Source organism: Streptomyces pratensis, from assembly GCF_016804005.1.
Lineage (GTDB): Bacteria > Actinomycetota > Actinomycetes > Streptomycetales > Streptomycetaceae > Streptomyces > Streptomyces pratensis_A.
In genome coordinates this window covers 6,207,809-6,232,325 of the sequence record NZ_CP051486.1, presented here as the reverse complement: position 1 = coordinate 6,232,325, position 24,517 = coordinate 6,207,809, and the positions used below count along the sequence as shown (strand labels likewise).

The following is a 24,517-nucleotide window of genomic DNA, read 5'->3' as shown; positions in this document are numbered from 1 at the left end:
GGAGCCTTCCGTCCGGTTCGTGCAGGACCGATCCGGACGGAAGCCCCTACGCGGCGGCGGGCAGCTCCGTCCCGTCCGCCTGCGCCGGGCGCACCCCCAGGTCCGCGAGGATCGCCGAGGCGGCGCGCCGGCCGGACCGCAGGGCCCCCTGGACCGTGCTGGTGTCGCGGTGGTCGCCGCACACGTACAGCCCGGCGAGCAGCCGGACCGGCCGGTGCGGATCGTGCGGCGGAGGCATGGCGGGGACTGCCTCAGGGTCGTGATGGGCCGCCAGCAGCTCCCAGTCTCCGGTGGGCGTGCCGTACAGCGCGGCGAGGTGCGCCCGCACCGCGCCGTCGAGGTCCGGCGGCGGGGGCCCGAGCACCGTGGAGGTGATCAGGGCCCGGCCGTGCGGGGCGCGCGAGGGGTCGACCTCGCTCATCACGGCGGTGTGGGCCACCGGCCCCGAGCGGTCCGCGTCCAGCAGCAGGCGGCGGCCGGTCGTCGGTGCCTCCCTCGCCGTGTGGTGCAGCACGGTCACCCGGTGGAAGGCCGGCACCCGCAGACCCGGCAGCAGTTCGGCGGCGGCTCCCGCGCCGGTGGCCAGCAGGAGCGACCGGCAGCCGAGCTCTCCGTGTTCCTTGGTGTGTACGGAGGTGATGTCGGCGGCCGTCACATGCACCCCGGTGCGTACGGTCCCGGGTGGCAGGGCGGCCGCCAGCAGCTCGGGCAGCGTCGCGGAACCGCCCGTGGGCACGCAGAGCCGGCCGCGCGCGTAGTCCCGGAGGGTGAGCTCCGCGATGCGGCTCGACGTGGTGAGCCCGGGATCGCCGAGCAGCGCCGAGAGCAGGGGACGCAGGAATCCGCCGACGACACGGGGCGAGAGCCCGCGCGCCGACAGCGTCTCCGGCGCGGCCCTGTCGGGCCGTGCCAGGATCCGGGACTCCGGAGTGGTGGCGAGACGGGCCAGCCAGGCACCGAGCCTGGCCTGTTCGATCGCCCCGCCCAAGGGCGCTCTTGGGGCGCTCGACCGGGAGCGCACGGCACGGAGTGCGCCCCGCGCGCTGCGCACGTCCCCGGCGCGGTACTGCCGCCCCCCGCTGTGCACGAGCACCCCGGGGGAGAAGTCCCGCAGTGTCAGTCCTTCGAGCCCCGGGGTGGTGTTCAGCTCCGGATACGCGGAACTGAACAGTGGGCCGAGACGATCGAGCCGGAATCCGTCCACGTCGTCGGTGGCCATCCGGCCGCCCACGTGCGCGGCGGCCTCCAGAACGCTGACGTCCACCCCTGCGCTGATGAGCTGGTGGGCCGCCGACAGGCCGGCGATACCGGCCCCGATGATGACCACATCCGCGTGGTCCGCTGTGTGTGCCCTGAGCACGTGCCCCTCCCCGAGTCGGTGCGACTGGTGGGGGGCTATTGCCCCCAACAGGCCCCCGGAATGCCCGAGTTCGGGTCGAGAGTAGGTGTATGGCCGAGAGAGGCGCAGTCGCGCGCAGCCAGGGCATCGGTGCACGGGGTCGCACGGCGGCCCGGCGCCGGTCCCCCGGCAGGCCGGACGACGGTCAGCGCAGTGCGGCGCGGATGGCGTCGTCGATCCCCGGGAAGGCGAACGCGAAGCCCGAGTCGAGAAGTTGGCCGGGCAGCACCCGCTGGCTGCCCAGGACGTCCCCCGCGAAGTCGCCGAGCGCGAGCTTCAGCGCGGGCGCCGGGGCGGTGAACAGGGTGGGGCGCCGCAGGACCCGTCCCATGGCGGCCGTCACCTGGCCGTTGGTGACGGGGGAGGGGCCCGTCAGATTCACCGGCCCGGACAGGGTCTCCGTGTCCAGGATGTGCCGCAGCGCCGCGACGTGGTCGTGCAGCGCGATGAAGCTCCAGTACTGCCGGCCGTTCCCCATCCGCCCGCCGAGCCCCGCCTTGAACAGCGGGAAGAGCCGTCCCCAGGCCCCGCCCCGCCGGGAGACGACGAGTCCGGTCCGTGCGTGGACCGTGCGTACACCCGCCTCCTCGGCCGGGGCGGTGGCCTCCTCCCACTCCACGCACACGGACGGCAGGAAGCCCTCTCCGGGCGGCGCGCCCTCGTCGACGGCACGGTCGCCGGTGTCGCCGTAGAAGCCGACGGCGGAGCCGGACAGGAACACCTTCGGCGGGGTGTCGAGTGAAGCCACCGCCTCGGCGACGGCGGCCGTGCCGAGCACCCGGCTGTCACGGATCTCCCGCTTGTACGCCTCGGTCCACCGGTGGTCCCCGACGCCGGCGCCCGCGAGGTGGACGACCGCGTCGCAGCCGACCAGGCCCGCCACGTCGACGTACTGGCGCTTCGGGTCCCACTCCACCTCGTCGCCGGTGGCGGCCGGGCGGCGCACCAGGCGCACCACCTCGTGCCCGTCGGAACGCAGCGAGCGCACGAGCGCCGCTCCGATGAGTCCGGTCGATCCGGTGACGGCGATTCGGGAGTGCGGCATGACGTCCATCCTGCCCCATGTGCGTCCGGTCACGCGGGAGTGGAGCGCCGGTGGGGACGAGGAGCACGCGTGGCAGAGTGGCGGGCATGTCCGTGCACCGGTTCCGCTCCCTCCGCCCCGTCCGGCCCGCCGTGCCCGAGGACGAGACCGCCCTCGGGGAGCTCGACCGGGCCACCTGGTCGACCCTCCACGCCGTGCAGCCGAGGCCGCAGCCGCCGTACGCGCCGTTCTTCGACGACCGGCACCCGCCCGGCGAGTTCCTGGTCGCCGAGGCGGCCATCGGCGCGGGCGGGACGCACATGGCCGGATACCTCCGGCTGGGCCGCCCGACCCCACTCGCCTGCAACGCCCACGTCCGCCAGATACAGGGCCTCGCCGTCGCCGACTGGGCTCGGGGTCACGGCGTCGCGCGCGCCCTTCTGCGCGCGGCGTACGCCGAGGCGCGGAGGCAGGGCGCCGGACGGATCACCCTGCGGGTGCTCGGCCACAACACCGCGGCTCGGGCGCTCTACGCGGCGGAGGGGTTCGCCGTCGAGGGTGTCCTCCCCGGGGAGTTCTTCCTGGGCGGGCGGTACGTCGACGACGTCCTGATGGGCCGTTCGCTCGCACCCTCGCCACCTGGCCCTGACCCCCGGCCCTGACTCCCCGGCCCCGAATCCCGGCCCTGACACCTTGGGGCCTCAGACCGGACCGAAGCGTTCCCAGAGCGCGGGGTAACGCTCCGCCAGCGCCGTGTCGTCGTCGAAGCCGAAGGGCGTGCCCGCCGGTTCCGCCGGCTGCGGAGGCAGTCCCAGGTCGGGGGTGACCAGCCCGGTGAGCTGCTCGTAGGCCTCGTCGGCGGCGTAGCCGATGTCCTCGCCGTCCCCGTCGACCTCCTCGTCGAAGTCGTCCAGCAGCTCGGCCAGGCTGTCCGGGTCGTGCACCGAACCCTCGAAGACCTCCCGGCCCTGTGCGATCAGCCAGCAGCGGAAGTAGTCGAACGCGTCGTCGCTCGCCCCGCCGAGCAGCACGGCCGACGCCCCCCACAGGTCCCAGCGGTACGCGCGGTTGTAGCGGGCCTCGAAGTGCCTGGCGAAATCCAGCACGGATTCGGGATCGCGCTGCACCAGCCGTTCGACGAGCAGGTCGGCGTGGTCCTCGGGGTCGCCCTCGGCGGCCTCGCGGGTGCTGTCGATGATCTCCCAGAACTCCGTCTCGTCCATCACGGGTCCAGCATCTGCCCCGACGGCAGGCGACGCACGCCCAGACACCGAATTAAGCCTTCGGCATCACTTCCGGGCCACTTCAGCGATAGATGTCGCGCATTCGTTCGGCGGTATCGGCAAAGCGTTCGCGCAGGGCGGCGGGAACCAGGACCTCCACATCGGCCCCGAGGCCCAGCAACTGGCTGTACGCCACCTCCTCCGACTCGACCGGCAGGACGACCGTGAGCCGGCCGTCCCCGTCCGGCACCGAAGCCCCGGCCAGCGCATCCTCGGCGGCTGCCCGGTCCACCACGTGCGGCAGCAGCCTTACGCCCTCCTCCGAAAGCCGGACCGTCACCTCGGTACGCAGGATCGACCGGGCGAACTGCGCGGCCCGCTCCTCCCAGAAGCGCGGGAGGTCGAAGTCCTCGTCGCGTGCGAAGCGCGTCTCCGACACGGTGACTTCGGTGAACCGGTCGATCCGGTACACCCGGAAGTCGTCCCCGGCCCGGGCGCACAGGTACCAGACCCCTGCCTTCAGGACGAGCCCGTACGGGGCCAGCTCACGCTCCACCTCGTCCGACGGCCGGCGACGGTAGCGGGCCAGGACCAGACGGTCGTCCCAGACGGCCTCCGCGACGGCGGGCAGCAGTTCGGGGGTGGCCGGATCGTGGTACCAGCCGGGGGCGTCCAGATGGAAGCGCCGGGCGACGGTGTGCGAGGCGTCCCGGAAAGAGGGGAGCAGGGCGGCCGAGACCTTCAGCCGGGCGGCCGAAGCGGCGTCGTCCAGCCCCATCTCGCGCAGGGCGAAGGGCAGCCCGGACAGGAAGAGGGCCTCCGCCTCATGACGGGCCAGCCCGGTGAGCCGTGTGCGGTAGCCGCCCACCAGCCGGTAGCCACCGGCCCGGCCGCGCTCGGAGTACACCGGCACGCCCGCCTCGGAGAGTGCCTGGGCGTCCCGGGTCACGGTGCGCTCCGACACCTCCAGCTCCCCGGCCAGTTCGGCGGCGGTCATGGAGGGCCGGGACTGCAGGAGCAGCACCATCTTGATCAGCCGGGCAGCACGCATCCGACCATTGTGCGGCGGACCCGGCGAACGCAGCGGGGGTGGGTACCGGGAGACCCGGTACCCACCCCCGCACGGACTCACATCCCGTACTTCTCCCGGGCCTCCTTGACCTTGGAGGCCGGGATCTCGCCACGGCGGGCCAGCTGGGCCAGCGCGGCGACTGTGACGGACTGGGCGTCGACGCCGAAGTGGCGACGGGCCCCCGCGCGGGTGTCGGAGAGGCCGAAGCCGTCCGTGCCCAGCGAGGACCAGTCCTGCTCCACCCACTGGCTGATCGAGTCCGGGACCGCGCGCATCCAGTCGCTGACCGCGAGGACCGGGCCCGGCGCGCCGGAGAGCGCCTGGGTCACGTAGGGCACGCGCTCCTCGCCGCGGAGCAGCGCCTCGTCGGACTCCAGGGCGTCGCGGCGCAGCTCGCCCCACGAGGTGGCGGACCAGACGTCGGCCGTGACACCCCAGTCGGCGGCCAGCAGCTCCTGGGCCTCCAGGACCCAGTGGATCGCCGTACCGGAGCCCAGCAGCTGAAGGCGCGGTGCGTCCGCCTCCGCGGGCGTGCCCTCCTTGAAGCGGTACAGGCCCTTGACGATGCCCTCCTCGACGCCCTCGGGCATCGCGGGCTGCTGCTTCGGCTCGTTGTAGACCGTCAGGTAGTAGAAGACGTCCTCGGCGTCCGGGCCGTACATCCGGCGCAGACCGTCCTTGACGATCACCGCGATCTCGTACGCGAACGCCGGGTCGTAGTTGAGCGACGCCGGGTTCGTGGACGCGATCAGGTGCGAGTGGCCGTCCGCGTGCTGGAGGCCTTCACCCGTCAGGGTCGTGCGGCCGGCCGTGGCGCCGACGATGAAGCCCTTGCCGAGCTGGTCGGCGAGCTGCCACATCTGGTCGCCGGTCCGCTGCCAGCCGAACATCGAGTAGAAGATGTAGAACGGGATCATCGTCTCGCCGTGCGTCGCGTACGACGAGGCGGCGGCGATGAAGTCGGCCATGGCGCCGGCCTCGGTGATCCCCTCGTTGAGGATCTGGCCGTCCTTGGCTTCCTTGTAGTACATCAGCTGGTCGCGGTCGACCGGCTCGTAGGTCTGGCCGAGCGGCGAGTAGATGCCGGCCGAGGGGAACAGCGACTCCATACCGAAGGTACGGGCCTCGTCCGGGACGATCGGAACCCAGCGCCTACCGGTCTCCTTGTCCCGCATCAGGTCCTTCACCAGGCGTACGAACGCCATGGTGGTGGCCATCTCCTGCTTCCCCGACCCCTTGTACAGGGCCTTGAAGGCGCGCTCCTCGGGCTGCGGCAGCGCCACCGCGTGCACCCGGCGGGCGGGGGCCGGACCACCGAGGGCGGCACGGCGCTCCTGGAGGTAACGGACCTCGGGGGAGTCGGCACCCGGGTGGCCGTAGGGCACCAGCCCGTCCTCGAAGGCGCTGTCGGGGATCGGGAGGCCGAGCAGCTCGCGCATGCCCTTGAACTCGTCGATCGACAGCTTCTTCATCTGGTGGTTGGCGTTCTTGGACTCGAAGCCCTTGCCCAGCGTGTAGCCCTTGACCGTCTGGGCCAGGATCACGGTCGGCGCGCCCTTGTGCTCCAGGGCGGCGCGGTAGGCCGCGTACACCTTGCGGGCCTCGTGGCCGCCGCGGGAGCTGTAGAAACACTCGGCGATCTTCGCGTCGCTCAGGAGTTTCGCGAGCTCGACGAGCGCGGGCTCGGCGCCGAAGAAGTGTTCGCGGATGTAGGCCACGTCGCGCGTGGCGTACGTCTGGAACTGGGCGTCCGGGACCTCACGGAGACGGCGGATCAGCGCGCCCGTGGTGTCCAGCTGGAACAGCTCGTCCCAGGCGTTGCCCCAGAGCGTCTTGACGACGTTCCAGCCGGCCCCGCGGAACGCGCCCTCGAGCTCCTGGACCACGCGGAAGTTGGCCCGGACCGGGCCGTCGAGACGCTGCAGGTTGCAGTTGATGACGAAGGTCAGGTTGTCGAGCTGCTCACGGGCCGCGAGGGCGAGGGCGGCGGTCGACTCGGGCTCGTCCATCTCGCCGTCGCCCAGGAACGCCCAGACGTGCGAGTTCGACGTGTCCTTGATCTTGCGGTTGGTCAGATAACGGTTGAAGCGCGCCTGGTAGATCGCCGAGAGCGGGCCGAGGCCCATCGACACGGTGGGGAACTCCCACAGCCAGGGCAGCCGCCGCGGGTGCGGGTAGGACGGCAGGCCGTCGCCCCCCGACTCCTGGCGGAAGTTGTCGAGCTGCTGCTCGCTGAGGCGGCCGTCGAGGAAGGCGCGGGCGTAGATGCCGGGCGAGGCGTGGCCCTGGATGTAGAGCTGGTCGCCGGAGCCGTCACCTTCCTTGCCGCGGAAGAAGTGGTTGAAGCCGGTCTCGTACAGCCAGGCCGCCGAGGCGAACGTGGCGATGTGACCGCCGACGCCGTACCGGGCGCCACGGGTGACCATCGCGGCCGCGTTCCAGCGGTTCCACGCGGTGATCTTCGATTCCATCTCCAGGTCACCGTCGAACTCGGGCTCGGCGGAGGTGGGGATGGTGTTGACGTAATCGCTCTCCAGCAGCTTGGGCAGCGCGATGCCGGCGCCCTCAGCGTGCTGGAGCGAACGCCGCATCAGGTACGCGGCGCGGTGCGGGCCCGCGGCCTTGGTGACGGCGTCCAGGGAGGCCGCCCACTCGGCGGTCTCCTCGGGGTCGCGGTCCGGGAGCTGGTCGAGCTCGCTCGGAAGCTTTGCTACGGGGTCGGTCATGATCGCCGCCTTCCGGAGTGGGAGGGGGTGGAGAAGGCCCTGACTGGCAGGACAGGGCGATCGGGCCGGTGGGCCCGCGACTGAACTGTAAGTCTCCGATCGATGATCGATCAAAGGGTGAAGGGCAAAACTTCTCGATATGAAGAAAAGTGGCATGCGGTGCCGCGAAACGGGGCACGGAGTGACGGGATCAAGGGGGTGAAACGGGCACTGACCTGCACGGTCGAGCGGCCCGCGCCGCAGATGGGCGCGCCTGCCCCTGTCCGGAATTCAGGCGCGCGGCGCGCACCCGAGAACGTGCTCCTTCACCAGCACGGCGATCTGCGGGTCCCGTCGCAGGAACGCCTCGATGAGCGCCTCGTGCTCCTCCGCGTACGACTTCTGCACGGTGCCCAGCCAGCGGATCGACAGGGCCGTGAACACCTCGATGCCGAGCCCCTCCCAGGTGTGCAGGAGAACGGCGTTCCCGGCGGCCCGCACCATCTCCCGGTGGAAGGCCACCGTGTGCCGGACCTGAGCCTCGCCGTCTGCCAGCCGGTCCGCCTCGTACAGCGCCGCCACGTGCGGGGTGAGCGCCGAGCAGTCCTCGGCGAGCGCGGGGGCCGCCAGCTCCGCCGCGATCTGCTCCAGCCCGGCCCGCACCGGGTAGCTCTCCTCCAGGTCGGCCGCGGTGAGATTGCGCACCCGGACGCCCTTGTTGGGCGCCGACTCGATCAGCCGCAGCGTCTCCAGCTCCCGCAGGGCCTCGCGCACGGGTGTCTGACTGACCTCCAGCTCGGTGGCGATGCGGCGCTCCACGATCCGTTCGCCCGGCTTCCAGCGCCCGCTCACTATCCCTTCCACGATGTGCTCGCGGATCTGTTCGCGCAGCGAGTGGACGACGGGCGGGGTCATGGGGGGCTCCTTCGGGGCGAACCGGTGCTGCCTGCGCCGACACGGCGGCCGGGGATGACCGGCGGTGTCTAGACAATACGGCGGCGCCCCCGCCCGGAAGTGATCCGGACAGGGGCGCCGCTGGTGAGGCTGGTTACAGCTGTACCGCTCAGAGGCCGAGCTCGACCTCGAACTCGCCCGCCTCGAGGATCGCCTTGACCGTGGTCAGGTAACGGGCGGCGTCCGCGCCGTCCACCAGACGGTGGTCGTAGGAGAGCGACAGGTAGGTCATGTCGCGGATGCCGATGACGGTGCCCTCGGCGGTCTCGATGACCGCCGGACGCTTGACCGTGGCACCGATGCCCAGGATGGCCGCCTGGTTCGGCGGCACGATGACCGTGTCGAACAGCGCACCGCGCGAACCGGTGTTGCTGACGGTGAAGGTCGCGCCGGACATGTCGTCCGGGGTGAGGCCGCCACCGCGGGCCTTGCCGGCCAGCTCGGCGGTCTTCTTCGCGATACCGGCGATGTTCAGGTCGCCCGCACCCTTGATGACCGGGGTCATCAGACCCTTCTCGGCGTCCACGGCGATGCCGATGTTCTCCGAGTCGAAGTACGTGATGGTGCCCTCGTCCTCGTTGATCCTGGCGTTGACGACCGGGTGGGCCTTCAGCGCCTGGGCCGCCGCCTTCACGAAGAACGGCATCGGGGACAGCTTGACGCCCTCACGGGCGGCGAAGGACTCCTTCGCCTGGTTGCGCAGCTTCATCAGCTTGGTGATGTCGACCTCGAGGACCGAGGTCAGCTGGGCCTGCGAGTGCAGGGCCTTCATCATGTTGTCGCCGATGACCTTGCGCATGCGGGTCATCTTGACCGTCTGACCGCGCAGCGGGGACGCCTCGACCTTCGGCGCGGCCTTGGCCGCGGGAGCGGCGGCGGCCGGAGCCGGAGCGGCAGCGGCGGCCTTGGCGGCCTCCGCGGCGGCGACGACGTCCTGCTTGCGGATGCGGCCACCGACGCCGGTGCCCTTGACCGAGCCCAGGTCGACACCGTTCTCGGCGGCGAGCTTGCGGACCAGCGGCGTGACGTACGCGCCGTCGTCACCGGCCGGCGCGGCCGGAGCCGGGGCGGCGGCAGCGGGAGCCGGAGCCGCCGGTGCCGGAGCGGCCTGAGCCGGAGCCGGAGCCGGTGCCGGGGCGGGGGCCGGAGCAGCCGGAGCCGGAGCGGCCGGAGCCGGGGCGGCGGGCGCGGGGGCCGGAGCGGCGGCGGGGGCCGGAGCGGCGGCGGGGGCCGGGGCGGCCTCTGCCGGAGCGGCTGCCGGGGCAGCACCCGGAGCACCGATGACGGCCAGCTTGGCGCCGACCTCGGCGGTCTCGTCCTCGCCGACGACGATCTCCAGCAGCACGCCGGCGACCGGCGCGGGGATCTCGGTGTCGACCTTGTCCGTGGAGACCTCGAGCAGGGGCTCGTCCTCCGCGACCTCCTCGCCGACCTCCTTCAGCCAGCGGGTGACGGTGCCCTCGGTGACGCTCTCGCCGAGCGCGGGGAGGGTGACGTCGGTGCCGGAGGCACCACCGGCCGGAGCGGCGGCGGGAGCCTCGGCGGCAGGGGCCTCGGCGGCGGGAGCCGGTGCCTCCTCGGCCGGAGCCGGGGCGGCCTCCGGCTCGGCGGCCGGCTCGGACTCGGCCGCGGGTGCGCCCGAACCGTCGTCGATGACGGCCAGCTCGGCGCCGACCTCGACGGTCTCGTCCTCGGCGACCTTGATCGACGCGAGCACGCCGGAGGCGGGCGCGGGGATCTCGGTGTCGACCTTGTCGGTCGAGACCTCGAGCAACGGCTCGTCGGCCTCGACGCGCTCGCCCTCGGCCTTCAGCCAACGGGTGACAGTGCCCTCGGTGACGCTCTCGCCGAGCGCCGGAAGGGTTACGGAAACCGACATGGTTTCAGTTGCTCCTTACGAATGTGCGGAAGTGGTCGGTCGTCCCCGGGACTGGATCAGTCGTGGGAGTGGAGAGGCTTGCCGGCCAGGGCCAGGTGGGCCTCGCCCATCGCCTCGTTCTGCGTCGGGTGGGCGTGGATGAGCTGCGCGACCTCGGCCGGCAGCGCCTCCCAGTTGTAGATCAGCTGAGCTTCGCCGACCTGCTCGCCCATACGGTCACCGACCATGTGGACGCCGACCACGGCACCGTCCTTGACCTGGACGAGCTTGATCTCGCCCGCGGTCTTCAGGATCTTGCTCTTGCCGTTGCCCGCGAGGTTGTACTTGAGGGCGACGACCTTGTCCGCGCCGTAGATCTCCTTGGCCTTGGCCTCGGTGATACCGACGGAGGCGACCTCGGGGTGGCAGTACGTCACCTTCGGCACGCCGTCGTAGTCGACCGGCACGGTCTTCAGACCGGCGAGCCGCTCCGCCACCAGGATGCCCTCGGCGAAGCCGACGTGGGCGAGCTGGAGGGTCGGGACCAGGTCACCGACGGCCGAGATCGTCGGGACGTTGGTCTGCATGTACTCGTCGACGAGGACGTAGCCGCGGTCCATCGCGACACCCGCCTCCTCGTAGCCCAGGCCCTGCGAGACCGGGCCGCGGCCGATCGCGACCAGCAGCACCTCCGCCTCGAAGGTCTTGCCGTCGGCGAGGGTCACCCGCACGCCGTCCTGGGTGTACTCGGCCTTGTCGAAGAAGGTGCCGAGGTTGAACTTGATGCCGCGCTTGCGGAAAGCGCGCTCAAGAAGCTTGGAGCTGTTCTCGTCCTCGACCGGGACCAGGTGCTTCAGACCCTCGACGATGGTGACCTCGGTCCCGAAGGACTTCCACGCCGAGGCGAACTCGACGCCGATGACGCCGCCGCCCAGGACGATCGCTGACTTCGGCACACGGTCCAGCTTCAGCGCGTGGTCCGAGGAGATGACGCGGTTGCCGTCGATCTCCAGGCCCGGCAGCGACTTCGGCACGGAGCCGGTCGCCAGCAGCACGTGGCGGCCCTGGACGCGCTGGCCGTTGACATCCACCGAGGTGGGCGACGAAAGGCGGCCCTCACCCTCGATGTAGTGCACCTTGCGCGAGGCGATGAGACCCTGCAGACCCTTGTACAGGCCCGAGATCACGTCGTCCTTGTACTTGTGGACGGCCTCCATGTCGATGCCCTCGAAGGTGGCCTTCACGCCGAACTGCTCGGCCTCGCGGGCCTGGTCGGCGATCTCGCCGGCGTGCAGCAGCGCCTTCGTGGGGATACAGCCGTTGTGCAGGCAGGTGCCGCCGACCTTGCCCTTCTCGATCAGTGCGACGTCCAGGCCCAGCTGAGCTCCGCGCAGGGCCGCGGCGTAACCGCCGCTACCACCGCCGAGGATCACTAGGTCGAAAACGGTGCTGGCGTCGTTCGCCACGTCACGTCCTCCATGCATGTGCGCCGTATGCCGGGCCCCGTCGCTGGGGTGTGACCGGCCGGTCGGCTGGTGTTCGGCCGCTTGCGTTATTCGGCCCTGTGGTGGGGGCCCTGTCCTGCCGAGAACCCATCTTCGCACTTGTTGAGGGCGGACGGGACGCGGGCCCCTGCTCCGGGCCGGACGAAGATCGGGCCCGGCCGGTTACCGATGCGTGCAGATTTCAGGAAAAATGCCGGTCGGAGCCACCCGGTGAACACCTACGGCCCCGGACGTATGCCCGGGGCCGTCTGCGTCGCGGTCGGACCCCGCGCGCGGGATCCACGCGCGGACGCGAGCGCCGGGGATCAGCCGAGGTCGCCGGCCGCGGTGCGCTCGGCCAGCCGCACCAGGGTGCGGACCGCGGAACCGGTACCGCCCTTGGGCGTGTAGCCGTACGGAGCGCCCTCGTGGAAGGCCGGGCCCGCGATGTCCAGGTGCGCCCAGGCGATGCCCTCGCCCACGAACTCCTGAAGGAACAGACCGGCCACCAGGCCGCCGCCCATCCGCTCACCCATGTTGGCGATGTCGGCGGTCGGGGAGTCCATGCCCTTGCGCAGGTCGGCGGGGAGCGGCATCGGCCAGGAGGCCTCGCCGACCTCCTCGGCGATCTCGTGGATCGACGTGCGGAACGCGTCGTCGTTGGCCATCACGCCGAAGGTGCGGTTGCCGAGCGCCAGGACCATCGCACCCGTCAGGGTCGCCACGTCGACGATCGCGTCCGGCTTCTCCTCGGACGCGCGGGTCAGCGCGTCGGCGAGGACGAGCCGGCCCTCGGCGTCGGTGTTGAGGACCTCGACGGTCTTGCCGCTGTACATGTGCAGCACGTCACCGGGGCGGGTGGCGTTGCCCGACGGCATGTTCTCGGCGAGGGCCAGCCAGCCGGTCACGTTGACCTGGAGGCCGAGGCGGGAGGCGGAGACGACGGCGGCGAACACGGCGGCGGCGCCGCTCATGTCGCACTTCATCGTCTCGTTGTGCCCGGCCGGCTTGAGCGAGATGCCGCCCGAGTCGTAGGTGATGCCCTTGCCGACCAGGGCGAGCGTCTTCTCCGCCTTGGGGTGGGTGTAGGAGAGCTTGACCAGGCGCGGGCCGTGCGCGGAGCCCTGGCCGACGCCGAGCAGACCGCCGTAGCCGCCCTTGACGAGCGCCTTCTCGTCCAGCACCTGCACCTTGATGCCGTGCTCCTTGCCGGCGGCGGTGGCCACGGCGGCGAAGGACTCGGGGTACAGGTCGTTCGGCGGGGTGTTGATCAGGTCGCGGGCCCGGTTGATCTCCTCGGTGACCGCCACGGCGCGCTCGGCGGCCGCCTTGAAGGCCTTGTCACGCGGCTTGCCGCCGAGCAGTATGACCTCGCCGAGCGGGAGCTTCGCGTCCTTGCCGGCCTTGGAGCCCTTCGGGGCGAGCTTGTTCTCGCCGCCCTGGTAGGCGGTGAAGGCGTACGCACCCAGCAGGGCGCCCTCCGCGACGGCCCCGGCGTCCTCGGCGGACTCCGTCGGCAGCGCGAAGCCGGCCTTCTTGGAACCCTTCAGCGCACGCGCGGCGCTGCCCGCGGCCCGGCGGAGCGCCTCGGCGTCGTACGCGTCGTCCTTGGCCGGGACCGGACCGAGCCCGACCGCGACGACGACCGGGACCTTGAGGCCGGCCGGGGCGGGGAGCTTGGTCACTTCGCCCTCGGCACCGGAGGCGCCCAGGGTCTCCAGGACGGTGGCGAGCTTTCCGTCGAACGCCTTGTCCACGGCCTCGGCGCCCGGTGCGACGACCGGACCCTTGGCTCCCTTGGCGAGGCCGACGACGAGTGCGTCGGCGCGCAGCGTCGCCGCACCTGAGGTGCTGAGAGTGAGAGCAGTCACGGTGGTGAATTCTCGCTTCCGTTGAGTTGTGTGCCGGTCTGTGTTGGTCGAGAGGGTGGCCGACCGTGCCCGGCGCATCGTGGATCCCACCGCGACGCACCGGGAACGAGCCTACGCGCGCCCGTGCTCCCGGCTCACAGGGGCGGGGCCGTCCGAGGAGAGGAGCCGCCCGGGGAGGGTCACGGGGCCGGGGGCAGGGGCAGCCCGGGGAGGGTCACGGGGCCGGGGGCAGGGACAGCCCGGGGAGGTCACCGGGCCAGGGACAGGGACAGCGCCAGCAGGGCCACCGTGGCGGCCGTCTCCTCCAGCGCGCCGAACACGTCACCGGTCACCCCGCCGAAGCGCCGCACGCAGTGACGCAGCATCACGTGCGCGGCTCCGAGACCGGCCAGGGCGGCGAGGGTGTGCTGCAGGGCCGCGGTGTATCCGCCCAGCAGCGCGCCGGCCGCCGCGCAGCACACGGCCACCGCGCACGCCACCGCCACCGCGCCCAGGGGCGGGACGGTGCCCGCCACCGCCGCGCCGAGACCCTCCGGCCGGGCCGGCGGTACGCCTCGGCGCGAGGCCAGTGTGAGCGCGAGCCTGGCGGTGACGGCGGCGACGACGGTGCCCAGCGCGCCGTACGCCCAGCCGCGTCCGTAGAGCTCGTGGAGCGCCGCGACCTGGGCCAGCAGCACGAACAGCAGCGTGATCACACCGAACGGACCGATGTCCGACTGCTTCATGATCCTCAGCGCGTCCTCGGCCGGCCTGGCGCTGCCGAGCCCGTCGGCGGTGTCCGCGAGCCCGTCCAGGTGCAGCCCACGGGTCAGCGCTGCGGGGAGCGCGGCGGAGGCGACAGCCGCGACCAGGGGGCCCGACCCGCCGAGCAGGAACAGCGCCCCGGGGGCCGCCGCGAGCAGTCCCACGGCGAGTCCGGCGAGCGGGGCGCACAGCATGCCGGCGCGGGCGGTCCCTCGGTCCCAGCGGGAGACGCGGACGGGGAGCACTGTCAGGGTGCCGAAGGCGAATCGCAGGCCGTGGCTGTTCAGGGAGGTCACCGCGCGCAGGCTAGCCGGTGCGACAGCACGCCGGATCGGGCAAAGTGACCCGGAAAGCCGCATACGTGGGTGAGCCGGGTGGAGGTGGCATGGGTCACTGGTTCCAGCAGAACATCGTCGAACCGGGCAAGCTCCCGCTCCTGCTCGCCCTGAGCGCCTTCGTGCTGACCTTCGCCGTCACCCGGATGATCACCCGGTTGATCAGGGCGGGAAAGGGGCCGTTCCGCAACATCACGCCCGGTGGTGTGCACGTCCATCACGTGGTGCCGGGCGTCGTGCTGTCGGTGGTCGGCGGTTTCGGCGCGGTCGCCAGCGGCCAGCGCGGTGCCGCCGCCGGGATCTTCGCGGTGGTCTTCGGGGTGGGCGCCGGCCTGGTTCTCGACGAGTTCGCGCTGATCCTGCATCTCGACGACGTGTACTGGACCGAGGAGGGCCGCCAGAGCGTCGAGATCGTCGTCCTCACCGCCTCACTCGTCCTGCTCGTCCTCGCCGGCTTCTCGCCGCTCGGCGTGGACGAGCTGAGCGGCGAGCAGCAGCAGAACAGGCTGGGCGTCGTCCTGACCTACCTCTTCAACTTCGGGCTGGTCCTGATCGCCCTGTTCAAGGGCAAGGCCCGGATGGCGGTGATCGGCACCCTCATCCCGTTCATCGCGCTGATCGGAGCGCTCCGGCTGGCCCGGCCCGCCTCCCTGTGGGCCAGGCGCTTCTACCGCAGGCGCCACCGGGCCCGCGCCAGGGCGGTGCTGAGGGCCTATCACCACGACGTCCGCTGGGCGGGGCCACGACGCCGGTTCCAGGACCTCATCGGCGGAGCCCCGGACAGGACGCAGCTGCCGGGCCCGCGCCCCGGCGGCTGAGACCCCGCCGCCCGGCCCGCGCCCCGGCGGCGGAGGCGCAGGGACCCCGCCGCCCGGCCACAGCCCCCGAGACGCTCAGGCAGTCGTCCCCGCGGGCTCCGCGTCCTCCGAAGGCTCCTCCGCGTCGGCCCCCGCGGGCTCCTGCGGCCGCTCGGGCAGCTCCGCAGCCAGAGAGGCCGCGGCCTGGACGAGCGGAAGCGCCAGCAGGGCGCCGCTACCCTCGCCCACGGTCACCCCGTGATCCAGGAGCGGGGTCAGCGCCATCCGGTCCAGTGCCTTCAGCTGCGCGGGTTCGCCGCTCGTCTGCCCCGCCAGCCACCAGTCGGGAGCCCGGAAGGCCGCCCGCTGGGCCACCAGCGCGCAGGCCGCCGAGACCACACCGTCCAGCACCACGGGCATCCGGCGCACCGCACTCTGCAACAGGAAGCCCGTCATGGCCGCCAGGTCCGCACCGCCCACGGCAGCCAGCAGCTCCAGCTGGTCACCGAGCACCGGCCGGGCCCGGCGCAGCGCGTCCCGGATCGCCGCGCACTTGCGCATCCACGCCAGGTCGTCGATCCCCGCACCGCCGCGCCCCGTCACCACCGAGGCGTCCGTTCCGCACAGGGCGGCGATGAGGGTCGAGGCAGCCGTCGTACCGCCGACACTCAGATCGCCCAGCACCACGAGGTCCGTGCCGGAGTCGGCCTCCTCGTCGGCGATGCGCATCCCGAGCCGAACGGCCTGCTCGGCCTCCTCGGCCGTCAGCGCGTCCTCCACGTCGATCCGGCCGCTGCCGCGCCGCACCCGGTGGCGTACGACCGCGTCGGGCAGCAGCTCCGGATCGCAGTCCAGGCCGGCGTCCACGATCCGTACGGGGACGGAGAAGCGGCGGGCCAGCACGGCGACGGGGCTCGCACCGTCCAGGGCCGCACGTACGAGCTCGTGCGCGGTCCCGGCGGCCCGGCCGGAGACATCCAGCTCCGCCACCCCGTGGTCACCGGCGAACAGCACGACCCGCGGCCGGTCGATCGCCTTGACCGGTACCGACTGCTGGGCGGCCGACAGCCATTCACCCAGCTCGTCGAGCCGGCCGAGCGCGCCGACGGGAACGACGAGGCGCTCCCGTCGTTCCTCGGCATCACGCCGTACGCCCCCGTCGGGGCGTTCGATCAGGTCGGAGAAGTCGTCCAGATTCACGGGGGTCTGCCTCGCGGGTCGGCGCTAGGTGGGCCGGAACCCGCCGGGGGGCTCCTCTGCGGAACAGTACCCGGCGCGCCCTCCCGCCCTCCTGGCCGCGCACCCGCCCACGGCTCAGCCGCGCAGCACCAGCGCCTGCCCCGCCACCACCAGCAGCACCTGCTCGCACTCGGCGGCGAAGCCCGCGTTGAGACGGCCGAGTTCGTCCCGGAAGCGCCGCCCGGAGGCCGTCGCCGGGACCACGCCCGAGCCGGTCTCGTTGGTCACGGCGACGACCGTACGGCGTGTCCCGCGCACCGCGCGGACCAGCTCGGCGACCCGTTCGCGGAGCTTCTCCTCCCCGCCGTCGGCCCACCGGCCGTCGTCCCACGCCTCCACCCGGTCCATCGCGTCCGTCAGCCACAGCGACAGGCAGTCGATCAGCAGCGGCGGGCCGTCCTGCTCCAGCAGGCCCGCCAGCTCGCAGGTCTCCTCGGTGCGCCACGCGGCGGGCCGGCGCTCCCGGTGCAGCCCGATCCGGGCCTCCCACTCCGCGTCCCCCTCACGGCGGCCGCCCGTCGCCACGTACACGACCTCGGGGAACGTCTCCAGGCGCTGTTCGGCCTCCACCGACTTCCCCGACCGCGCCCCGCCCGTGACCAGGGTGCGCCGGGGCACGTCGGGCACGGCGTGGTACGCGCCCACCGGAAGCGTCGTCCCGTCCGGCACGGCCCGAGCCCCGCCGGCCGCGAGCCGCCGGTCCAGCTCGGCGCCGGGCGGCGCGTCGTGGTCCAGATGGACGGCGATCACCTCGGTGGTGGGTACGACGGCCTCGACGGCCCGCAGTCTGGCCACGGCGTCCGGCCGCGCGATCACGTCGCACACGACCATGTCGTAGGGCTCCGCCACCCGGTCGGCCAGACCGGCGGGGGAGGCCCCGGGCGGCAGATAGAGCAGGCGCTCGCCCTCCGGCGACGTCACCTCGTACCCGGTGCCCGGGGCGTCCATCGCCACGGCACGCACCCGGTGCCCGCTGATCAGCGTCAGTTCCTGGCCGTCCGGGACGCGCCCGGCGGGCGGGAGCGAGGCGGGCAGCTCCACCGCGGGCCCGTCGTGAGGATGGGTCAGCAGCACCTGGCGTACGGCGGAGAGCGAATGGCCCGCCCGGGCGGCGGCGAACACCGCGCCCGGGGTGAGATCCAGCAGCAGCGCGTCGTCCACGAGCAGCGCGGTCGCGGCGCGTGCCCCGGCGCCGCGGGAGGACGCGCAGACGGCGCAGGGGCAGTCGGGCCGCGGCAGCCCGTCGGGGGCTCCGGTGCCGAGCAGTGTCAGTTCCACGGTCTGATCCTCCCGTGTCCATGCACCACCTGCGCGCCCGGGACACCCACTAGTCTTCGGGGAGCAACGTGACCCAGGAGGCTGACATGGCGTGGACGTGGCGGTTCGAGAAGTCCGACGGTACGGAGACGGAGCCGGCGCTGCAGCCGGAGGAGTTCACCACCCAGGGCGACGCGGAGTCCTGGATCGGTGAGTTCTGGAAGGAGCTCCTCGAAGGCGGTGCGGACCAGGTGACGCTCTTCGAGGACGCGACGAAGATCTACGGCCCGATGAGCCTGCAGGCCGGCTGAGGCACGCGGGTCCGCCCGGGCCCCGGCGCCCGGGCGGACCTCCTGCCAGGTGGTCATGCGTCCCTGACCCGCTCTCTCAGATCTCGCCCAGGGTGACCTCGGCGGTCTTCGCCGTGCCTCCGCGCGTGTACGCGACCGTGACCTCCTGGCCCGGCCTGTCGCCGGCCAGGGCCTCCGAGAGCGAGGTGATCGTCGTGACCCGGGAGTCGCCGACGCGGGTGATGATGTCCCCGACGCGCAGGCCTGCCTTCTCGGCTGCCCCGCCCTTCTGGACGCTGACGATCGCGACACCGGCGGGCCGGTAGTCGTCGTCGACGACGGTGCGGCCCGTGATGTTCAGCGCGGCCCGGCCCGAGTCGGTGACCTTGCCGGACTCGATGATCTGGTCGGCGACCGTACGCACCATCGAGACGGGGATGGCGAACCCGATACCGGGTGCCGCGCTGCCGCCCAGCTGGGGGTCGGTCGCCGCGAGCGTCGGGATGCCGATCACCTTGCTGTCGAGATTCACCAGGGCTCCGCCGCTGTTGCCGGGGTTGATCGCCGCCGAGGTCTGCACCATGTCGGCGAGCGTCGCCCCCGTACCGCCGCCGGAGCGGCTCTCGCTGACGGTCCGGCCCACGGCCGAGACGATGCCCTGGGTGACGCTGCTGGACAGGCCGAGCGGTGAGCCCATCGCCAGGACGATCTGCCCCACCTCGACCTCGTCGGTGTTCCCGAACTCCGCGGCCCTCAGCCCGTCGGGGATGTCGCCGAGCCTGATGACGGCCAGGTCCTGCTCCGGGTACGAGGAGACGAGGGACGCCTTGACCACCTTCTCGCCGGTGGCGACGCTGACGTCGAAGCTCTTCCCTTCGCCCACCACGTGGGCGTTCGTGACGATGTGGCCCTTGTCGTCGTAGACGATGCCCGAGCCGAGCCCGTCCCCGGTGCCGATCTGCACGACGGAGGGCAGGACGTCCTTGATGACCGTCCGGTACCGGTCCTCCAGGTCGCCCGTGGCCCTGGACACCACCGCCTGCTGGTCCGGGGCGGCGGACGGGGCGGGGCCCGGCCCGGCGCAGCCGACGGCGAGGGCGGCCGCGCAGGCACCGGCGGCCAGGGGCGTCAGCGACCGGCGTACCCGGCTGCGCGAGGGGGTTGCGTCCATGCCCGGAGTATGGCCGGGGCCCGTGGCCGACGGCCTGCGCTGGTGGGCCGGTCGGGCGTACCCCGAACCGGTCGGGCGGACGGCCGGGGCTGCGCCGGCCGCGTTCCCGCGAGCCGGTCACGGTCCTGACAGGGAGGAGTCAGCCGCGTACGCCGCACAGATGCAGCAGCGCGGCCACCCCGCGGTACGGATCGGTCCGCCCCGCCCGGTCCTCGGCGGCGAACACCCGCTCCAGCGCCTCGGGGCCGGGCAGCTCCGCGTCGTTGCTCACGTTGTCCGTGAAGACCCGTACGCCGTACCAGGCGTGCAGCGGGGCCGCGATACCGGCGAGCGTGGCGCGCAGCACCGCGAGCCGGTCCGCGCGGACGGCGAGACCGAGCCTGTTCGTGTAGGTGTCCGTGTCGAACGCCGCGAGGGCCGCGCCGAAGTCGCCCGCCGTCCCCGGTCGCATCGCCAGGGCGTCGGCGTTGCGCACGAGAAGGGAGAGCAGGCCGCCGGGTGCCAGCATCCGGGCGAGGCCGGCCAGCAGCGGATCCGGCTCGGGGACGTACATCAGCACGCCGTGGCAGAGCACCACGTCGAAGCTGCCCGGGAGGAAGTGCACCCCGGTGTCGCGGCCGTCGCCCTCGATGAGGCGCACCCGCTCCCGGATACCCTCGGGCTCGCCCGCGAGGGACTCGCGCGCGGACCGCAGCATCTCGCCGTCGGACTCCAGGCCCGTCACCGAGTGCCCGGCCCGCGCCAGGCGCAGTGCCTGCGTGCCCTGGCCCATACCCACATCGAGCACCCGCAGCCGCTGCCCCACGGGGAAGCGCGCGGCTATCTGCTCGTCGAGCTGCCGGGCGACGAGCTCCTGGCGGACCGTGTTGCGCAGTCCGCCGAGCCCGCCCAGCCACTGGGAGGACACCCCCGTGAAACCGGAGGTCTCCGTGCTCAGGGCCGCTCTCCCCGCTTGACCTGCGGCTTGGGCAGACGCAGTCGGCGCATCTGGAGCGTACGCATCAGGCCGTAGGCCACCGCGCCGCGCTTCGGGGCGTCCGGGAAGCGCTGGGCCAGCTGCTTCTTGAGGCGGAACCCGAGGCCGATGGAGTCGACGACGATCAGCACGATCACGCCGAGCCAGAGCAGCAGCGAGATGTTCTGGATGTTCTGGACCTGGATCACGCTGAGGATCAGGATGACCACCGCGAGCGGAAGGAAATACTCCGCGATGCAGAAGCGCGAGTCCACGAAGTCACGGACGAAGCGCCGGACAGGACCCTTGTCACGCACGGGCAGGTAGCGCTCGTCGCCCGATGCGAGCGCCTCCCGCTGCCTGGCCATGTCCGCCCGGCGGGCTTCGCGCTGGCGCTTCGCGGCCTCCTTGCGATCGGTCGGCGCACCACTGGAGGCACGCCGGCGCTGCGTCTGGGCCTCGCTGCGCTTGGGGGTGGGGCGACCCTTGGGAGCCTGAGGGTCGCGGGGCGTCTTGGAGAGGTCCGCCGTCACCTTGCCGGTGGGGGCCTTCTCTTCCTTGGAGCGGCTACGGAACACAAAACCCAAGGGTACGGGGTCGGCCGGGACTACCGGAGACCGGCCGGGAACGATCCCGCAACGGCCTGCGTCCTGAAAAGTGTCCCGACAGGGGCAGAACGGACGTTGCCGACGTCATCCCTGATGTTCGTCTACTCCCTGCGCGGGAGCGGTCGACGGCGGCAGTCGTCCTTGCGGAGGAGCACATCCGTGCTCGAACAGTGCGGTAATGGAGACAGGGCCCGTACTGTGGGTTCTGTTGGAGTGCTGGAGCTCAGTCCGTCAGAAGGGGGCGCGCGAAGCCCATGAGCGGTGTCATGAAGCGTATGGGAATGATCTTCCGCGCGAAGGCAAACAAGGCCCTTGACCGGGCCGAGGATCCGCGCGAGACCCTCGATTACTCGTACCAGAAGCAGCTGGAGCTGCTTCAGAAGGTGCGCCGCGGCGTCGCCGATGTGGCGACCTCGCGCAAGCGGCTGGAGCTGCAGCTGAACCAGCTGCAGGGGCAGTCGTCCAAGCTGGAGGACCAGGGCCGCAAGGCGCTCGCGCTCGGCCGCGAGGACCTGGCCCGCGAGGCGCTGTCCAGGCGCGCCGCCCTCCAGCAGCAGGTCACGGACCTGGAGACGCAGCACCGGACGCTGCAGGGCGAGGAGGAGAAGCTCACTCTCGCGGCCCAGCGTCTGCAGGCCAAGGTCGATGCCTTCCGTACGAAGAAGGAGACCATCAAGGCCACCTACACCGCGGCCCAGGCACAGACCCGGATCGGTGAGGCCTTCTCCGGCATCTCCGAGGAGATGGGTGACGTCGGCCTCGCGATCCAGCGGGCCGAGGACAAGACCCAGCAGCTCCAGGCGCGAGCGGGGGCCATCGACGAGCTGCTGGCCTCCGGGGCTCTCGACGACGCCTCGGGCACGGCGAAGGACGACATCGCCGCCGAGCTGGACCGGATCTCCGGTGGTACGGATGTAGAACTGGAGCTGCAGCGCATGAAGGCCGAACTGGCCGGCGGTTCCGCCGGGCAGCAGCAGGCCATCGAGGGTGGCGCCGAGGACGCGGCACCGCAGTCGCAGCAGTCCCCGCACAGGTTCGACAAGCAGTGAGGGCGGCGTCGTGATCGTACGGATCATGGGGGAGGGCCAGGTCGTACTGGCCGACAGCCATGTCACCGAGCTGAACAAGCTCGACGACATACTCCTGGCGGAGATGGAGAGCGGTGACGGACCCGGCTTCCGCACCACGCTCCACGCGCTGCTGGACAAGGTGCGCGAGCTCGGCTCGCCGCTCCCGGACGACTCCCTGGAGCCGTCCGAACTGATCCTGCCGTCACCCGACGCCACCCTCGAAGAGGTGCGCTCCATGCTCCGCGACGACGGACTGATCCCCGGCTGACGGGCCGGACCGTTCGGCACTCCTCGCGACGCCCCGCCCGGGTCCTTCCGGCGCGGGGCGTCGTGCCGCGCGCACCCTGCCGTGACGTGGCCCGGACGCCGCCCTGACCGTTCCGTCGACGGCACGCCGTACCGTTGCTCGACGTGACCACCCTCGGAACCGGGTTCGTGCGCCCCCGCCGCTGGCTGCGCGGCCATCCCCTCGCCTTCGACCGGGGGCTGGCCGCGGCCGTGCTCGTCTGCATGATCTGCGCGTCGTTCGCCGAGCCGGACCCGGGCCACGGGCCCGTCTTCCACGCCCGTCCCCCCGGACCGTTCAGCGTGCTGCTGATGGTGCTCGCCGCCGGGGCACTCGTCCTGCGCCGGCGCAGGCCCGTGACCGTGCTCGCCGTGACGGGGGTGCTGTCCGCCGTCGGGTTCCTCCTGACGGATCCGCCCGCGCCCGTGGTGCTGAGCGTGGTCATCGCACTGTTCACCGTCGCTTCCCGCACCGACCGCCCCACCACCTGGCGGGTCGGTCTGCTGACGATGCTGGTGCTGACCGTTGCGGCGATGGTGGTCGGCCCGACCCCCTGGTACAGCCAGGAGAACGTCGGGGTGCTCGCCTGGACGGGGCTGGCCGGCGCCGCCGGCGACGCGGTGCGCAGCAGGCGCGCGTTCATCGACGCGATCAGGGAACGGGCCGAACGCGCGGAGCGCACCCGCGAGGAGGAGGCCCGCCGCAGGGTCGCCGAGGAACGGCTGCGGATCGCCCGGGACCTGCACGACGTCGTCGCCCACCACATCGCCCTGGTCAACGTCCAGGCCGGGGTCGCGGCCCACGTCATGGACAAGCGTCCCGACCAGGCCAAGGAGGCGCTCGCCCACGTACGGGAAGCAAGCCGCTCCGCCCTCGACGAACTGCGCACCACGGTCGGGCTGCTGCGCCAGTCCGGCGACCCGGAGGCGCCCACGGAGCCCGCCCCGGGGCTCGCCGTCCTCGACGCCCTGGTCGACACCTTCCGTAACGCCGGGCTCCCCGTCGAGGTCGCCTGCACCGATCCCGGCAGCCCGCTGCCCGCGGCGGCCGACCTCGCGGCCTACCGGATCATCCAGGAGGCCCTGACCAACGTGCGCAAGCACGCGGGCGCCGGCGCCAAGGCCGAGGTGAGCGTCGTACTGGTCGGGGGGACCGCTGAGGTCACCGTCCTCGACAACGGCAGGGGAGCGGATCCCCGCCCCGAGCCGGACGGCGGCGGCAGGCACGGACTGATCGGGATGCGTGAGCGCGTCACCGCCCTCGGCGGCACCCTCACGGCGGGCCCCCGTTACGGAGGCGGATTCAGGGTTCATGCGATCCTGCCCGTCACGTCCCGTACACGCGCGCCGGAGGAGCCGGTCACGGCGGAGACGACGGGGGGATGCGCATGACGCCCATCAAGGTGCTGCTCGCCGACGACCAGGCACTGCTGCGCAGCGCGTTCCGGGTGCTGGTCGACTCCGAGCCCGACATGCAGGTCGTCGGTGAGGCCGCCGACGGGGCCGAGGCCGTGGCCCTGGCCCGCTCGACCCGCGCCGACGTCGTGCTCATGGACATCCGGATGCCTGGCACCGACGGGCTCACGGCCACGCGGACGATCAGCGCGGACCCGGATCTGGCGGACGTGCGGATCGTCATGCTCACCACCTTCGAGGTCGACGAGTACGTGGTGCAGTCCCTGCGGGCCGGAGCCTCCGGCTTCCTGGGCAAAGGGGCGGAACCGGACGAACTGCTCAACGCCATCCGTGTCGCCGCGGCGGGCGAGGCGCTGCTCTCCCCGGTCGCGACCAAGGGGCTCATCGCCAACTTCCTCGCCCAGGGCGGCAACGTCGCCGAGGGGCCGGACGGCGCGGAGTACTCCGAGCGCCTCGCCGCTCTCACGGGGCGCGAGCGAGAGGTGCTCGTCCAGGTCGCGGGTGGACACTCCAACGACCAGATCGCCGAACGGCTCGTCGTCAGCCCGCTCACCGTGAAGACCCACGTGAACCGGGCCATGGCGAAACTCGGTGCGCGGGACCGGGCGCAATTGGTCGTGATTGCCTACGAATCGGGCCTGGTCCGCCCCAGGGTGGAGTGACGGGTGTAGACCCGGCTACTCCAGCTGCGGTATGCGCGGGACAAGAAAGCAACCCGGGGGCCGACGTTTTCGCCCGGGGAGCGGGCGATCGTATAGAC

At 72.3% G+C, this 24,517-nt stretch carries 22 protein-coding genes; 7 read left to right on the top strand and 15 right to left on the bottom strand.

Annotation, left to right across the window (positions count from 1 at the left end; all coding sequences use genetic code 11):
• Window positions 1-46: 46 nt before the first annotated feature.
• Window positions 47-1,360, bottom strand: coding sequence for an NAD(P)/FAD-dependent oxidoreductase (locus HED23_RS25805; RefSeq protein ID WP_203185765.1), 1,314 nt, complete (start codon window positions 1,358-1,360; stop codon window positions 47-49).
• Window positions 1,361-1,544: 184 nt separating this feature from the next.
• Window positions 1,545-2,444, bottom strand: coding sequence for a TIGR01777 family oxidoreductase (locus tag HED23_RS25800; RefSeq protein WP_203185764.1), 900 nt, complete (start codon window positions 2,442-2,444; stop codon window positions 1,545-1,547).
• Between the two features lie 86 nt (window positions 2,445-2,530).
• Between HED23_RS25800 and HED23_RS25795 the strand changes: the two genes are divergently transcribed.
• Window positions 2,531-3,085 (top strand): GNAT family N-acetyltransferase, encoded by a 555-nt coding sequence (locus HED23_RS25795; protein ID WP_203185763.1) that lies wholly within the window; start codon window positions 2,531-2,533, stop codon window positions 3,083-3,085.
• Between the two features lie 39 nt (window positions 3,086-3,124).
• Here HED23_RS25795 and HED23_RS25790 read toward each other — a convergent pair whose 3' ends face one another.
• The 8 genes from HED23_RS25790 to HED23_RS25755 all read right to left on the bottom strand — a co-directional run bounded on the left by HED23_RS25790 (window position 3,125) and on the right by HED23_RS25755 (window position 14,630).
• A complete protein-coding gene (locus HED23_RS25790; protein ID WP_203187634.1) occupies window positions 3,125-3,646 on the bottom strand; it encodes a DUF4240 domain-containing protein in 522 nt (173 codons plus the stop codon).
• Between the two features lie 82 nt (window positions 3,647-3,728).
• On the bottom strand, window positions 3,729-4,697 hold the full coding sequence (locus HED23_RS25785) for a helix-turn-helix transcriptional regulator (RefSeq protein WP_203185762.1): 969 nt from the start codon (window positions 4,695-4,697) through the stop codon (window positions 3,729-3,731).
• Window positions 4,698-4,774: 77 nt separating this feature from the next.
• Entirely contained in the window at window positions 4,775-7,444 is a 2,670-nt protein-coding gene (gene aceE, locus HED23_RS25780) for a pyruvate dehydrogenase (acetyl-transferring), homodimeric type (protein ID WP_203185761.1), read from the bottom strand.
• Window positions 7,445-7,714: 270 nt separating this feature from the next.
• Window positions 7,715-8,338 carry a GntR family transcriptional regulator gene (locus HED23_RS25775; RefSeq protein ID WP_203185760.1) on the bottom strand — a complete coding sequence of 208 codons (624 nt, stop codon included), beginning with the start codon at window positions 8,336-8,338 and terminating at the stop codon, window positions 7,715-7,717.
• 148 nt (window positions 8,339-8,486) lie between these two features.
• Window positions 8,487-10,256 (bottom strand): 2-oxoglutarate dehydrogenase, E2 component, dihydrolipoamide succinyltransferase, encoded by a 1,770-nt coding sequence (gene sucB / locus HED23_RS25770; RefSeq protein ID WP_203185759.1) that lies wholly within the window; start codon window positions 10,254-10,256, stop codon window positions 8,487-8,489.
• 56 nt (window positions 10,257-10,312) lie between these two features.
• Entirely contained in the window at window positions 10,313-11,701 is a 1,389-nt protein-coding gene (gene lpdA / locus HED23_RS25765) for a dihydrolipoyl dehydrogenase (RefSeq protein WP_203185758.1), read from the bottom strand.
• A gap of 344 nt (window positions 11,702-12,045) precedes the next feature.
• Window positions 12,046-13,590 carry a leucyl aminopeptidase gene (locus tag HED23_RS25760; protein WP_203185757.1) on the bottom strand — a complete coding sequence of 515 codons (1,545 nt, stop codon included), beginning with the start codon at window positions 13,588-13,590 and terminating at the stop codon, window positions 12,046-12,048.
• Window positions 13,591-13,838: 248 nt separating this feature from the next.
• Complete coding sequence (locus tag HED23_RS25755; protein WP_203185756.1) at window positions 13,839-14,630, bottom strand: adenosylcobinamide-GDP ribazoletransferase; 792 nt, start codon at window positions 14,628-14,630, stop codon at window positions 13,839-13,841.
• Window positions 14,631-14,719: 89 nt separating this feature from the next.
• Here HED23_RS25755 and HED23_RS25750 point away from each other — a divergent pair, with 89 nt between their 5' ends.
• Window positions 14,720-15,487, top strand: a complete 768-nt coding sequence (locus HED23_RS25750; protein ID WP_203185755.1) for a hypothetical protein — start codon at window positions 14,720-14,722, stop codon at window positions 15,485-15,487.
• 75 nt (window positions 15,488-15,562) lie between these two features.
• On the opposite strand, the gene cobT is transcribed toward HED23_RS25750, so the two are convergent.
• Window positions 15,563-16,666 carry a nicotinate-nucleotide--dimethylbenzimidazole phosphoribosyltransferase gene (cobT, locus tag HED23_RS25745; protein ID WP_203185754.1) on the bottom strand — a complete coding sequence of 368 codons (1,104 nt, stop codon included), beginning with the start codon at window positions 16,664-16,666 and terminating at the stop codon, window positions 15,563-15,565.
• Between the two features lie 114 nt (window positions 16,667-16,780).
• Complete coding sequence (locus tag HED23_RS25740) at window positions 16,781-17,983, bottom strand: bifunctional adenosylcobinamide kinase/adenosylcobinamide-phosphate guanylyltransferase (RefSeq protein WP_203185753.1); 1,203 nt, start codon at window positions 17,981-17,983, stop codon at window positions 16,781-16,783.
• 86 nt (window positions 17,984-18,069) lie between these two features.
• On the opposite strand from HED23_RS25740, the gene HED23_RS25735 reads away from it, so the two are divergent.
• Entirely contained in the window at window positions 18,070-18,273 is a 204-nt protein-coding gene (locus tag HED23_RS25735; protein ID WP_203185752.1) for a hypothetical protein, read from the top strand.
• A gap of 76 nt (window positions 18,274-18,349) precedes the next feature.
• Here HED23_RS25735 and HED23_RS25730 read toward each other — a convergent pair whose 3' ends face one another.
• The 3 genes from HED23_RS25730 to HED23_RS25720 all read right to left on the bottom strand — a co-directional run bounded on the left by HED23_RS25730 (window position 18,350) and on the right by HED23_RS25720 (window position 20,956).
• Window positions 18,350-19,423, bottom strand: a complete 1,074-nt coding sequence (locus HED23_RS25730; protein WP_203185751.1) for a S1C family serine protease — start codon at window positions 19,421-19,423, stop codon at window positions 18,350-18,352.
• Window positions 19,424-19,562: 139 nt separating this feature from the next.
• Window positions 19,563-20,330: a class I SAM-dependent methyltransferase gene (locus HED23_RS25725; protein ID WP_386466426.1), complete on the bottom strand. Its 768-nt coding sequence runs from the start codon at window positions 20,328-20,330 to the stop codon at window positions 19,563-19,565.
• 26 nt (window positions 20,331-20,356) lie between these two features.
• The gene (locus tag HED23_RS25720) at window positions 20,357-20,956 is read right to left on the bottom strand and encodes a DUF3043 domain-containing protein (RefSeq protein ID WP_203185750.1); all 600 of its coding nucleotides are present in this window, start codon (window positions 20,954-20,956) and stop codon (window positions 20,357-20,359) included.
• 296 nt (window positions 20,957-21,252) lie between these two features.
• Here HED23_RS25720 and HED23_RS25715 point away from each other — a divergent pair, with 296 nt between their 5' ends.
• The 4 genes from HED23_RS25715 (at window position 21,253) to HED23_RS25700 (ending at window position 24,419) form a co-directional block, all read left to right on the top strand.
• Window positions 21,253-22,035 carry a PspA/IM30 family protein gene (locus HED23_RS25715; protein WP_238442107.1) on the top strand — a complete coding sequence of 261 codons (783 nt, stop codon included), beginning with the start codon at window positions 21,253-21,255 and terminating at the stop codon, window positions 22,033-22,035.
• 10 nt (window positions 22,036-22,045) lie between these two features.
• On the top strand, window positions 22,046-22,324 hold the full coding sequence (pspAA, locus tag HED23_RS25710) for a PspA-associated protein PspAA (RefSeq protein WP_203185748.1): 279 nt from the start codon (window positions 22,046-22,048) through the stop codon (window positions 22,322-22,324).
• A gap of 143 nt (window positions 22,325-22,467) precedes the next feature.
• Window positions 22,468-23,733 carry a sensor histidine kinase gene (locus tag HED23_RS25705; protein WP_203185747.1) on the top strand — a complete coding sequence of 422 codons (1,266 nt, stop codon included), beginning with the start codon at window positions 22,468-22,470 and terminating at the stop codon, window positions 23,731-23,733.
• Entirely contained in the window at window positions 23,730-24,419 is a 690-nt protein-coding gene (locus tag HED23_RS25700) for a response regulator (protein WP_203185746.1), read from the top strand. Before HED23_RS25705 ends, HED23_RS25700 begins: the two co-directional genes overlap by 4 nt.
• Window positions 24,420-24,517: the final 98 nt, after the last annotated feature.